The sequence below is a fragment of the Acinetobacter sp. S4400-12 genome (assembly GCF_024129495.1).
GTDB lineage: Bacteria > Pseudomonadota > Gammaproteobacteria > Pseudomonadales > Moraxellaceae > Acinetobacter > Acinetobacter lwoffii_C.
In genome coordinates this window covers 31,710-45,099 of sequence record NZ_JAMXYB010000021.1, presented here as the reverse complement: position 1 = coordinate 45,099, position 13,390 = coordinate 31,710, and the positions used below count along the sequence as shown (strand labels likewise).

Below are 13,390 nucleotides of genomic sequence, written 5' to 3'. Positions count from 1 at the left end.
TGCATTCTAGAGGATTTCTAAAGCTTTGCAAGCCCCTATTCAATATATTTTTCACGTATGTTTCTTTTTTCTACGAAAACGGTGTAAAAATTGGTTTTTTATCTAAATTTTAAGCATTTTTTTGCCTATAAACCCACTAATACAAGCTTTGTTTTTATTTTCACCCTATTTACTTAGAGCTAATTACGATCAAAAATCCTCGCCCTTCAGCTTTTTATCCGGAATCTCCCCCTTGAGTGAGCAGTTTTCCAGCATCACTTCAAAAATAAATTAATTTATTTGAAAAATAAGCTCTCTATTCACTTTAAAAATAGTCTGCCTCTTGAATTTCCTGATGAGGCTTTATATTCAGAGCTTTTTTCTGTAGTGCTCTAGAAGAAATCTGCCTAACTCTTAAATATTCTTCCTCGTGTGGATTTTATTTTTATAATCTAATTTTTATGACTCTTTTCATTCAGTTAAATGAGTGAAACTTTCTCTACCTATGTCCCATGTCCATAAATCCTGCCTTGATACGCTTTATGCTCTCCCAGTTAAAACTGTTATAAAGAAGCGATAAAAAAAACAGCTGTATTCCTTAAAATAGAGTCAATATCACTTTAAAAGTAGAATAACTATTCTTTAATACAAATTTACGTAAAGAAAAATTTTAGCCCCGGAACATATTTTTCATCAAAAAAACATCTTCAGCAGGATATGCACTCTTGGTTTTTTGGGAGGCTTAAAAACATGCTGCTTTTCTGAGTTTTCCAGTTGAAAGCTATTTTTGGTATTTTGACCCATTCAATCAGCCAGTCAATTAACGGCTGGCGATTTCAAGACACGCTCACTCTATATAAGCTCAGAAATGAGATTTAAGAAAATAAAAAAGGAAGAGATCTCTCCCAAAACCTCTTCCTTGAATTGAATCTTTACCCGATCCAGTATGTCATTGTTATTGTTATTCGCTAATTGCTTAAAAAGAACCCTGTACAAGAGGCTTTCCAAGTTATGGGGTTATTTATGTCCCATTACCCTCTAGATGCGCTGTAAACCAATTCTCTAGACGAATAAATCTTATACACAAAAATATTCAAACGCAAGCGGTTTGGAAAAATTTAATTCTTGTTTTTATAAGGTTTTTTTGAATTTGCTTATTTGAATTTTAGATATAGCGGACAACAAAAAAGCAGACCGGAGCCTGCTTTTATTTTCAATCACTTATAAATTGCATCAGTCCGTAAAACTCACTTTGGCAATCGCTTTTTTGCTGGCCTGAACAATTAAAGTCAAATTTTCTTTTACTGAATACGAAGCATCTACCTCTTTCCAGTCGACTTTAACTGCACCACGTGCCACCGCATCTTTGGCTTGAGCCGCATTTTTTACCAGACCCGCTGCACGCAGTATGGAAGCAATAAAGATTTCACCCCCAAATTCAGAACGAGAAACAGTAATTTCAGGCGTACCTTCAGGCAGCTCACCTTCCGTAATCAAATTGCCCGCACCTTTATGAGCATTGGCAGCCGCTTCCGCCCCGTGGAAACGCTCTACCAGCTCAAGTGCCAGAATTTTCTTCACTTCTTGCGGATTACGGCCTTCAGCCACTTCTTTTAACAGCTGCTGAATCTCTTCAATCGTTTTAAAGCTCAGTAGATCGAAATAACGTTCGATCAGCGCATCCGGCATGGACAGCACTTTTTGATACATGGCACCTGGTGCATCAAATACACCAATATAGTTGCCCAGAGATTTAGACATTTTATTGACACCGTCCAAACCTTCAAGGATAGGCACTGTAATACACACCTGTGGCTCTTGATTATAACGACCTTGTAAAGTACGCCCCATCAACAGGTTAAAGGTTTGATCCGTCCCGCCCATTTCTACATCAGCTTCAAGCGCAATCGAGTCATAACCTTGTACCAGCGGATACAGAAACTCATGAATAGCGATTGGCTGGTGGCTATTATAACGCTTGGTAAAGTCATCACGTTCCAGCATACGTGCCACAGTTTGCTGTGAAGCCAGTTGAATCAGGTCTGCCGCAGTTCTTTGCTCAAACCACTCAGAGTTAAACACCACCTTGGTTTTGTTTGGATCAAGGATCTTAAACACTTGTTCCTGATAGGTTTTTGCGTTTTCTAATACTTGCTCACGTGACAGTGGCGGACGTGTTGCACTTTTTCCACTTGGGTCGCCAATCATTGCGGTATAGTCACCAATCAGGAAAAACACCTCATGTCCCAGGTCCTGAAACACTTTTAACTTATTGATCAGAACTGTATGCCCCAAATGCAGGTCGGGCGCAGTCGGGTCAAAACCCGCTTTAATTTTTAAAGGACGATTCTGCTTTAATTTTTTAAGCAGATCTTCTTCAGAAATAATTTCATGGGTGCCTCGCTGAATGAGAGCAAGTTGTTCTTCAGCCGGTAGGAAATTTGACATCACAAAATCCAAATACATCAGTTATTCAATTTGTACGATATACTATCACTTTTTCAGCATATTGCAGGCTTAAGAATAACCATGACAGCGATCTATATTGGGGTAATGACCGGCACAAGCATGGATGGTGTCGATATTGTTGCTGCTTCTTTTGATCCTCTTCAGCTTCATGCCACCCTTACTTTAGCATTTGATCCCGACCTTCGGGATGAGCTGATGGCCCTGACCTTACCGGATGACAACGAAATTGACCGGATGGGCAAAGCAGATGTGGCGTTAGCCCAGATGATTGGTCATGGCATTAACACCCTGATTGAAAAAAATAATTTGGACAAAGCCTGGATTAAGGCAATTGGTTCGCATGGTCAGACCATTCGCCATCGTCCCGAGCATGGTTTTACCCTGCAAATTGGCGATCCAAATATTATTACTGAAATTACCCAGATTCCGGTGATTTCTGATTTTCGTCGTCGCGATCTGGCCGCAGGCGGTCAGGGTGCTCCCCTGGTACCAGCCTTTCATCAGGATCTTTTTCAGCATGACACCATTCACCGGGTGATTTTAAATCTGGGCGGGATTGCCAATGTCAGTATGCTGCCTGCCGGACAACCCGAGAAAGTATATGGCTTTGATACCGGCCCCGCCAATATCCTGATGGATGCCTGGTGCCAGCGTTATACCGGCCAGCCTTATGATGAAAATGGCAATTGGGCTGCTTATGGCACCCCGATCCGTAGCCTGCTTGACCGTTTACAGTCACATAACTATTTTTCTAAAGAACCGCCCAAAAGCACCGGACGTGAAGACTTTAATCTGGAATGGCTGGATGAGCAGATTCTGGACTGGCGCAGTGACCTGGACTACGATGAGCTGGAAGATACACCGGAAAATATTCAGGCCACGCTAATGAAATTGACCACACGTGCAATTAAAAAAGCCATTTACCGCTCGGGACTGGAGACTGGTGAAGTCTATGTCTGTGGTGGCGGTGCCTATAACTCACACCTGCTGGAACAGTTACGCTGGCGCTTGCGCAAACATGAATGGAGTGTACAAACCACGGCTGATTTAGGCCTCAGTCCGACCTGGGTAGAAGCCACAGCGTTTGCCTGGCTGGCTATGCGTTTTATAAAACAGCTGAGTGGAAATTTACCTGCTGTTACCGGAGCCACGGGGTATCGTGTACTAGGCACGATTACATCCACCTAAATTTATAAGGATTAAAAGCCCCTTCTCCCTTTAGGAGAAGGTGAGGATGAGGGAAAGTTTTATAAACCCCTCTCCCAGAGAAGCATGCTTCGCAAGTCTCCTGCAAGGAGAGGGAAACCAAACCACAAATGAAGATCTGGCTTAACGCATCATCAGCTTGGCATTTTCATTCCGGAAGGCACGTAAAATCTGCTGGCCAGCTCGTCCTGTCGGATTGAGCCCCAAACGGATTTGCTCCTGACGAATAGCCTGTCGGGTTTTATCGCCAATTAACCCATCGACTGTACCAATATCATGACCACGATTTAACAGGAATTGCTGAATTTCACGGCGCTCCATACGTGAAGTGCCCGGATCATCTGTCGGCCAGGCAGTCAGCAGACCACCTTTGCCCTGTAAACGATCAGATAAATGTGCAATAGCCAGTGCATAGCTTTCGGCCGCGTTATAACTATAAATCGCATCAAAATTCTTAAATACTAAAAATACCGGACCATTTGGACCTGCCGGTGCTAACAGGCCAGCCTGTGAAGCCTCCGATAGATTGCCCTGCACTAAAGCTGTACCATCGGCACGTACAAGACCACGGTTTACCCAACTGCCAAGTGATTTTTTATTACGTCGGCCTTCACCAGAGACTGACATATTTTGCGGAATTTTCACCTCAAAACCCCATGGCTGACCGGTCTGCCAGCCCCGCTTGCTTAAAAAGTTGGCGGTTGAGGCCAAGGCATCGGGAATACTTGACACCAGATCACGACGACCATCACCATCAAAATCAACTGCAAGCTCATTATAAGTCGATGGCATAAACTGAGTATGACCAAAAGCACCCGCCCAAGACCCCTTAAGCTGCTCTTCGCGCACATCACCACGCTGTAACAGCTTCATGGTGGTAAAAAATTCACCCTGGAAATACCCTTGGCGACGGCCTTCACAACTCAATGTGCCCAAAGACTGCAATAAAGGATATTTCCCGGAAATATCACCAAAATTACTTTCTACTCCCCAGACCGCTACAATAGTTTCCGCTGGTACACCATAAACTGCACTCACCCGGTTTAGCACATCACGATGCTGTTGTAGCTTTTGCCGGCCGAGCTGAACTCGTTCTTCATCCACCAAGCCAGATAAATAGTCCCAAATTGGGGTTGAAAATTCAGGCTGATAATTCAGCTTTTCAATTACCGAATAATCTGGGCTTAAATGTTGCGTATAACGGTCATAACTTGCGCCACTCACCCCCTGTGCAATCGCCCGGCCGCGCAAATTCGCCAAACAGCGTTGAAAATCATTTTGAGCTGCATAATTTACTGGATTATTTGAAATAACTGTCGAAGCAGAAGACAAATCAGTCGGCGCGACACGTTGTCCATTAATCACCAGTTCGGCCTGGGCCTGGGAGGCAGCCAAAAGCAGAGAACCTATCGAAAGTGCAAGCCGTTGCATAAAACCCCTGAATATTTAAATTTCGAATTATTACTTCTACCTTAACAGCTCATCTTTAAATTTAAAGCAACAATAGGTAAATTTAAATTCATATTTTCTCCACTTTTAAATTCATTTTTTAGTTTTTAAATTTAAAATCACTTATCCACAAGCAAACTTTAAATTCAAACCCCAACACTCTTTGAATTCAAAACTGAATTTCTAAAAATATTTTTAAATTCAAAAGATATTGCGGATAAATTACATTAATAAACAAAGCCCTGTATCTCTTAAGTCTTTAAATATCTAACTTTTTATTTTTAAATTCATTTTACAGCAATCAGGCTGCTTTAAATTCAGAACTTTAAATTCATTCACGGCTATTTAAATTTGAATTCATATTTTTTTGAATTTAAAACCAGGTTTGAATTCAAAGCACAGTTTTAAATTTATTGTTTTGAATTTAAATTCAAAGCGCAAGACCGGTTTTAAATTCCCCTCAGCCTTAGACTTAGACTTATCCACAGCACAATCTCAAAAGATGAACACCGAGCAGAGTTCAATTTAATCATTGCCGGTCTATTCAATTGCTCGGTTTATAAGCAATTAAGTTAAAAAGTAATCCAAGCAATAGCAGGGGGATTGAAAAGAGGCGCAATCATGCCTGAAAGCAGACAAATAAAAAAGCGACCACAGATGTGATCGCTTTTTTTATCAGCAAGTTAAAGTTTAGATGGTCATATCTTCGCTCAATGCTAACGGATTCGGCAAAATTTTCGCCAATTGGCGGCATAACCCGGTCAGTTGACTGCTGTCAGTGGGCATTAAGGTGATATGGCCAATCTTGCGGCCTTCACGTTCTGACTTGTTGTACAGATGCAAATGCGCGCCGTCCAAAGCCAGTACTTCTGCAGATTTTGGATGCTGTCCAATGATATTTACCATCACCGTTGGACGTATCACTTCAGTAGAACCCAAAGGCAAGCCAGCTACTGCACGGATATGATTTTCAAATTGCGAGCAGACTGCACCTTCAATCGACCAGTGGCCTGAGTTATGCACACGTGGCGCCATCTCGTTTGCATATAAGCCTTTCTCTGTCACGAACAGCTCAAGCGTCAACACGCCAACATAATTCAAATGATTCAGCAGGCGAGTGATGTAGTCTTGCGCGACAGGTTGCAAGTCGGCACTGTGGGGTGCAGGAACAATCGAGTGTGACAGAATGCCATTGTGATGATGATTTTCTGCCAGTGGCCAGGTTTTGACCTCACCGTTTTGACCGCGCACCGCGATAATCGACACTTCACGCGAGAAGGTCACAAAACTTTCTGCAATCAGAGAACCCGCAGGGCCAAGTTCAGCCCAGGCCTGATCAATTTGTTCCGCGTTACGCAATACAAACTGGCCTTTGCCATCATAACCGCCTGTAGCCGTTTTCAATACAATTGGCAGACCGAGTTCAGCAACCGCAGCTTTCAGGCTGTCCAGTGAATTCACCGCTTTATACGGCGCGACCGGAATGCTCAGCTCATCAAACAGGGCTTTTTCAGACAGACGGTTCTGTGCAATGGCCAGAGCCTGACGTGGCGGATGCAGGTCTTTGTTTTGAACCAGTATATCGACATCTGCCAGGGGAGTATTTTCAAACTCCAGACTGAAAACATCTGCACTGTTGATGAAGTCCTGTAAAGCGTTTTCGGCTTGAGTTGAAATCACCCGACCCAACGCTTTCGATGGGCAGTCGGCAGATGCTTCAAAGAAGGTACATTGAATATTGAGTGGCAGGGCTGCTTGCGCCATCATCCGGCCTAGCTGGCCGCCACCAAAAATACCGATGGTTTTATCCATGTGTGTTGTCCCGTGTTCAGCCTGGCTTACATTTGACCTGGAATATTGTTGCTTGCGACTTTTTCAGTCTGTGCCGCACGGAAATCTGCGACATTTTTAGCGATGTCAGCACGGGTTAAACCTAAAATCTGCGCTGCCATAATGGCCGCATTGGTTGCACCGGCAGGACCAATTGCCAGTGTCCCTACCGCAATACCCGCTGGCATCTGCACGATAGAAAGCAATGAATCTACACCGTTTAAAATTGAAGATTTTACCGGTACGCCGAGCACCGGCAGATCGGTTTTCGCCGCACACATACCTGGTAAATGTGCTGCACCACCCGCACCTGCAATAATCACCTGGATACCGCGTTCTCGTGCTGCTTCCGCATATTCAAATAAACGGTCTGGGGTACGATGCGCAGACACCACTTCCGCTTCAAATGGGACGCCAAGTTGTTTTAACATATTGGCAGTGTGTTCGAGGGTAGCCCAGTCTGACTGAGAACCCATGATGATTCCAACGAGAGGAGTGTCTTGTGAAGCGGCCGCATTCATTGCAATGTTTCCAGAGATAATTAAGAGAGATAAATCTCGACGAGAGCCAAGCTTTAATAAGAACTCACTATTATAGACCGAAATTTCAACTTCATAAAATTTAACGGTCAAACTAAGACGCGATTTTGATGGTTTTTATCAGATTTAAAATAACTGACAGAAAATCGCCGGGCAGGGGAGTCCCGGCCAAATAGGGCTTGTAAAAATAAATCCTGATTTTTTTGTCATTGTAGAGCAGGGTTTTGATGAATTCATACAGAGGATTAAATGGAGTACTTGCAAAAAATAGACTGTTTAAGCTCTGAATCATTTCGCCGCCCCTATTTACAACAGGCGCCAGCCTGATCAGTCGGGTAGAGCACCTGGCGCTTTCTTCTTTACGCTAAATAAGAGCCATAAAGAAAATTTAGATTTTAGATTTTAGCATTCAAGCCAATACTGAGCGGAAAGCAACAAACTGGATCAGGCCAAGCCGCAGGGCGAAGGCTCTGAAGACGGACCAAATAAAGGTAAGTTTTGAATATTTTTAACATATAGAAGGACTTCGGGCTGAAGCCTTTATCAGCTCCTATTGGAAGGCTATATAAGAAAATCTGAGTAAACTATGGACTGACTGATATTCAGATCATAAAAACCGTTTTAATAGTTAAGCACTACGAAATACAAAATAGATACAGCCACACAGACATACCGCTGCCCATAGATAGTCCAGCTTAAAAGGCTGCTTGAACAGAAAAATCATAAAAGGCACAAAAACCAGCAGAGTCACGACTTCCTGAGTAATTTTCATTTGTCCCACAGCCAGCCCCTGTTGCGCCAGCAATCTGGTTGCCGGAATCATCAGGCTATATTCAAACAGGGCAATGATCCAGCTCAACAGGATCGCTTGCCAGAGTGGTGCATCATGCGGCAAAAATTTAAGATGACCATACCAGGCCAAAGTCATAAAACAGTTGGCAATCACCAGTAGAAAGAGAGTTGGTAGCATCTGCACGCACCCTGTAAAACGATCCAGCTTATTTTACGGTTTATTGAGCCCAAAGGTAGGCGGGGAAACTTGAAATTTTTCCTGACTTTGTCGCTAAAACCGGATTAAAAAAATCCCACAGGAATGCTTGAACTTTGACTATCTTTTCAGTCTAAGCCTTGCTATCGTTGCTTGCAAATCGAATAAATCATGGCAACAGCACCTCTACAACGTGATGTGTCAGGCAAGAATGGAGTGAAGTAGATGCATCTGCATATTTTGGGTATTTGTGGCACCTTTATGGGTTCACTAGCACTATTGGCCCGCGATTTAGGACATCAAGTGACGGGTTCAGATGCGAATGTCTATCCACCCATGTCTACCCAACTGGAAAATGCAGGGATCAGCTTGATGCAGGGCTATGACCGTAGCCATTTACAGCCGCATCCGGATCTGGTGATAGTCGGCAATGCCATGAAGCGCGGCATTGATGCAGTAGAATATATGCTGAATGAAGGCTTGCCATATATTTCAGGTCCCCAGTTTCTGGCAGATCATGTGCTACAAGGCAAACATGTGTTAGGCGTTGCCGGGACACACGGTAAAACCACCACCACCACCATGTTGGCCTGGATACTGGATCAAGCCGGTTTAAATCCGGGTTTCCTGATTGGCGGCGTACCTTTAGGTTTTAGCGAAAGTGCACGTTTAGGGGGCGGCAAATATTTCTGTGTCGAAGCAGATGAATATGATTCCGCCTTCTTCGACAAGCGTTCCAAGTTTGTGCATTACCACCCTAAAACGGTGATTTTAAATAATCTTGAATTTGACCATGCCGATATTTTCGATGATCTGGCTGCCATCCAAAAACAATTCCATCATTTGGTACGTACCATTCCCAGTGAAGGCCGCATCATTGCACCTATCACTGAAACCCATATTGATGAAGTGCTGGAAATGGGCTGCTGGACTCCAGTGGTGCGCACCGCTTTAACTGCCAATGACACTGCAGAACTCTATGCCGAACAATTGGTCGCAGATGGCTCACACTTTAAAGTGCTACAACATGGCGTGGTAAAAGGTGAAGTGAAATGGAACATGACCGGACAGCATAGTGTGGCGAATGCCTTGGCCGCCATTGCTGCGGCAGAACATGTGGGAGTTTCTATTGACAGCGCCTGTCAGGCCTTGTCGAATTTTGGCGGCGTGAAACGCCGGATGGAATTACTGGATACTGTAAAAGGAATTGAAGTCTATGATGACTTTGCTCATCATCCGACGGCCATTGAAACCACTTTAGAGGGTGCGCGCAAAAGTCTGGGGAAACGCAAGCTGTGGGCGATTATTGAACCGCGTTCAAATACCATGCGTATGGGCAGCCATAAAGAGGGACTGGCACATTCAGCCCGTTTGGCGGATGAAGTCCTCTGGTATCAACCTGAAGGTCTGGACTGGGATTTACAACCGGTAATCGAGGCTGCACTCAACAAAGCCAAAGTCGTAGGTAGCCTGGAGGATATTATCCAAACTGTGCTCACTGAAGCAGGCGAGGGAGACGCCGTAGTGATTATGTCCAACGGTGGTTTTGGCGGCTTACATCAGAAATTGATTAATGCCTTAAAAACCGGATAAACAGATTTGAAAAGCCCGCTTTGCGGGCTTTTTTATTTTTAAGGGTTTTTAGGCGGCGACATCCTCAAAACTTTTCTCGCGTTTAAATATCACCTCGACATAAGAACAGGTCGGTACAATTTTCAGTTGTCGGTTACGGGCAAACTCCACCAATACATCCAGCAGTTGTCGCGCTACCCCTTGACCGCGTAAACACTCATCGACCCAGGTATGATTGGCAATAATTTGATGTTCTCCTCGCCAAATATAACTGATTTTGGCAATCGGTTGACCCGCCTCATTCAAATGAAAAAATTCACCTTGCTGGCCATTATCGCTATGTTGAAACTGCATCGCTTACCTTCGTTTTTTTAATTAAACCGCTATCAGCATACTTTAAAATCCCTGATTTCAATATTATCTAAAGGTGAATAGGAAACAAAAACAGACTTTATAAAAACTTCACACTGCATCTGCTACTTCTGGCTCTATATTGTCTGTATTTCAATCATAGATGATATGTCAATTATCCCCTCACAGATCACCAGATAGGCAGTAGGGAAGAGTTAAGCATGGTCAATCATCAGAGCTTCAAACAGGCAAGTAGCGCAGCTGGATTTTACTGAATTGAACTTAGAAACATTTTTTTCAGGCTTTCAACTTAACAAGTGGCCCCGTTCCCCCTAAAATTTAAGCTCAATACTCATCGTCACGTCCTATGTCATCTTCTGAAATTTCGGCAAATCCTACCCGCCAATGGGTATGTGTCATTGCTTTAGCCTGTGCTGCGTTCATTTTTAACACCACCGAATTTATTCCTGTCGCCTTGCTCAGTGATATTGGTCAAAGTTTTTCAATGTCTCCTACCCAAGTGGGACTGATGCTGACCATTTATGCCTGGATCGTGGCTCTGTTATCTTTACCGATTATGCTGCTGACCAAACAGATTGAACGGCGCTTGCTGCTCAGCACATTATTCGTGGTTTTTATTCTCAGTCATGTGCTGTCTTATTTTGCCTGGAGCTTTGAAATACTGGTCATGAGCCGGATAGGTATTGCGGTGGCCCATGCTTTGTTCTGGTCCATTACCGCCTCGCTTGCGGTTCGGGTGGCGCCCAAAGGTAAAGAATTTCAGGCACTGGGTTTGCTGGCCACCGGCACAGCGATGGCGATGGTACTCGGTATTCCATTTGGACGCATGATTGGGGAAGCTTATGGCTGGCGCAACAGTTTTGCCCTGATTGGCATCGCTGCCACTGTCATTTGCCTGATTCTGGCCAAAACCTTGCCTTTACTGCCCAGTGTGAATTCTGGTTCTTTAAACAGTTTAAAAATTCTGGCCAGACGCCCGAGCCTGATGCTTGTCTTTGCACTTACCGTGATAGTTATCACGGCACAATTTACCGCTTATAGTTATATTGAGCCTTTTTCCCTGACTGTTGCCCAGTTCAGCTCGGCACAGACCACGACTTTATTGTTGATATATGGCGGTGCAGGCTTTTTAGGCTCTTATCTATTTGGCCGCTATGCTCCCAAATTTCCAAAAATGACCATTCCATTTTTCAGCTTCGGGATCATGCTGTCCATGCTGCTATTATTGCCTTTATCCACTACAGTCTGGGGACTGAATCTGCTGTCACTCTTATGGGGCATGAGCATCATTGGTTTTAGTCTAGCCCTGCAAGCAAAAACCCTTAACTTGGCCTCAGATGCCACCGATGTAGCCATGGCCATTTACTCAGGTTTATATAATGTCGGTATTGGCGGCGGTGCCTTAGTCGGAGGCTGGGTTAGTGCAAGCATTGGGCTGGAGTATATTGGACTGGCCGGCGGCCTGCTTGCGGTTTTGGCTCTCTTATTGGCGCTTATTTTGGTGCGACAAACGGATTTTATTCATCCCCCAGTCTCCAGATAAAATTTGCGTAATTTCAATAAATATGAGATTCTTCACTCTCTTTGGAGTTGATCCAAAATAGAATTGAGTAGAACAAGGGGAGTAGCCTCCTCCAAACGTTTAACAATTGCGGTTCAACTTGTAAAACGTGTCAGAATATCGTCATTACACTTTGCAAAAAGTCGGTATCTGAGCATCTTGCTGCCACACTTTTAATGGGAAGTGTAAAGGTAAGATGTAGGCAAGACCTTGATCATGTTGGTATAGATGTTTTTCATCTGACAACAGGTCAAGGTTTTTTTATGGCCAATTGTCGGATGTGGAGGATTCACATGGAAACAATTGGTACGCTCTGGCTGTATCTGGCTTTTTTCAGCATCGTTCTGGTAATGCTGTTTATTGATTTTTTAGGCTTCAAACAAAAACAAGGTCAGGAGGTAAAAGTCCGGACTGCGGCCTACTGGAGTATTGCCTGGGTCAGTGTCGCGACCTTATTTGGTGGCGGTTTATGGCTGTATCTGGAACAGACTGCAGGTACGGCAATTGCCAATGCCAAGGTCATGGAATACTTCGCCGGTTATCTGCTGGAAAAATCTCTGGCAATTGATAACGTCTTTGTCTGGCTGATGATTTTTGCGGCTTTCGCCATTCCACCCGCGCTGCAGCGTAAATTGCTGCTTTACGGCGTACTCGGTGCGATTGTCCTCAGAACCATCTTCATTTTTATTGGCGCCTGGTTCGTGCAGGAATTCTCATGGATTTTATATATCTTCGGTGCTTTCCTGGTGTATACCGGCTTTAAATTCCTGCGTGGTCAGGATGAAGAAGAAGAAGAAAGCAATATTGAAGATATGGCGATTCTGAAATGGCTGCGTAAACATATGCGCATCACCCCGCAGCTTGAGGGCGACAAGTTTTTTATCCGTAAGGATAGTTTACTGTGGGCAACGCCGTTATTCCTGGTCTTGCTTCTGGTCGAAGCCTCGGATGTGATCTTTGCGGTCGATTCTATTCCGGCAATTTTTGCTGTCACGACCGACCCCTTCATTGTCCTGACCGCCAACCTGATGGCGATTTTGGGTCTGCGTGCGATGTTCTTCCTGTTATCGGGTGCAGCATCCAAGATGCATTATCTGCCTTATGGCCTCGGGATTATTCTGGTCTTTATCGGCTTTAAAATGCTGATGCTGGATGTGTTCCATATGCCAATCTGGATTTCACTGAGCTTTATTGTGCTTGTCTTGACGATCACTGCGATCCTGTCGATTCGTCACAGCAAGAAATACAACGAAACCACGCTATAAAAACAATCCTCAAAAAAGCCTGCATCAGCAGGCTTTTTTATTTTCAGATGACCTGATCACAGCTGCGGCTTAAGCTTGATAAACGCAGTCCACAGGGTCACGTTATAAATCATCTGAAGTAGGTTACAATCTGTTGAAAAAAGTAAAAACACAGGTGTTA

The 13,390-nt window shown here is 44.1% G+C and carries 10 protein-coding genes; 4 read left to right on the top strand and 6 right to left on the bottom strand.

Annotation, left to right across the window (positions count from 1 at the left end):
- Window positions 1–1,212: 1,212 nt before the first annotated feature.
- The gene (gene tyrS / locus NI461_RS09570) at window positions 1,213–2,445 is read right to left on the bottom strand and encodes a tyrosine--tRNA ligase (protein WP_253157155.1); all 1,233 of its coding nucleotides are present in this window, start codon (window positions 2,443–2,445) and stop codon (window positions 1,213–1,215) included.
- Between the two features lie 63 nt (window positions 2,446–2,508).
- On the opposite strand from tyrS, the gene NI461_RS09565 reads away from it, so the two are divergent.
- Window positions 2,509–3,636 (top strand): anhydro-N-acetylmuramic acid kinase, encoded by a 1,128-nt coding sequence (locus NI461_RS09565; protein ID WP_174660516.1) that lies wholly within the window; start codon window positions 2,509–2,511, stop codon window positions 3,634–3,636.
- Between the two features lie 141 nt (window positions 3,637–3,777).
- Here NI461_RS09565 and NI461_RS09560 read toward each other — a convergent pair whose 3' ends face one another.
- The 4 genes from NI461_RS09560 to NI461_RS09545 form a co-directional block, all read right to left on the bottom strand.
- A complete protein-coding gene (locus NI461_RS09560; protein WP_174660517.1) occupies window positions 3,778–5,085 on the bottom strand; it encodes a lytic murein transglycosylase in 1,308 nt (435 codons plus the stop codon).
- 708 nt (window positions 5,086–5,793) lie between these two features.
- Window positions 5,794–6,915 carry a 5-(carboxyamino)imidazole ribonucleotide synthase gene (locus NI461_RS09555; protein ID WP_253152926.1) on the bottom strand — a complete coding sequence of 374 codons (1,122 nt, stop codon included), beginning with the start codon at window positions 6,913–6,915 and terminating at the stop codon, window positions 5,794–5,796.
- A gap of 26 nt (window positions 6,916–6,941) precedes the next feature.
- Entirely contained in the window at window positions 6,942–7,454 is a 513-nt protein-coding gene (gene purE / locus NI461_RS09550; protein WP_174660519.1) for a 5-(carboxyamino)imidazole ribonucleotide mutase, read from the bottom strand.
- A 646-nt stretch (window positions 7,455–8,100) separates the two neighbouring features.
- Complete coding sequence (locus NI461_RS09545) at window positions 8,101–8,442, bottom strand: DMT family protein (RefSeq protein ID WP_151204844.1); 342 nt, start codon at window positions 8,440–8,442, stop codon at window positions 8,101–8,103.
- 243 nt (window positions 8,443–8,685) lie between these two features.
- On the opposite strand from NI461_RS09545, the gene mpl reads away from it, so the two are divergent.
- On the top strand, window positions 8,686–10,053 hold the full coding sequence (gene mpl / locus NI461_RS09540) for a UDP-N-acetylmuramate:L-alanyl-gamma-D-glutamyl-meso-diaminopimelate ligase (RefSeq protein WP_253157153.1): 1,368 nt from the start codon (window positions 8,686–8,688) through the stop codon (window positions 10,051–10,053).
- Window positions 10,054–10,101: 48 nt separating this feature from the next.
- On the opposite strand, the gene NI461_RS09535 is transcribed toward mpl, so the two are convergent.
- Entirely contained in the window at window positions 10,102–10,386 is a 285-nt protein-coding gene (locus NI461_RS09535; RefSeq protein WP_174660521.1) for a GNAT family N-acetyltransferase, read from the bottom strand.
- A 364-nt stretch (window positions 10,387–10,750) separates the two neighbouring features.
- Here NI461_RS09535 and NI461_RS09530 point away from each other — a divergent pair, with 364 nt between their 5' ends.
- Together NI461_RS09530 and NI461_RS09525 are read left to right on the top strand one after the other, a co-directional pair.
- Entirely contained in the window at window positions 10,751–11,947 is a 1,197-nt protein-coding gene (locus NI461_RS09530) for a sugar transporter (protein ID WP_253157151.1), read from the top strand.
- Between the two features lie 311 nt (window positions 11,948–12,258).
- Window positions 12,259–13,230 (top strand): TerC family protein, encoded by a 972-nt coding sequence (locus NI461_RS09525; RefSeq protein WP_253157149.1) that lies wholly within the window; start codon window positions 12,259–12,261, stop codon window positions 13,228–13,230.
- Window positions 13,231–13,390 lie beyond the last annotated feature (160 nt).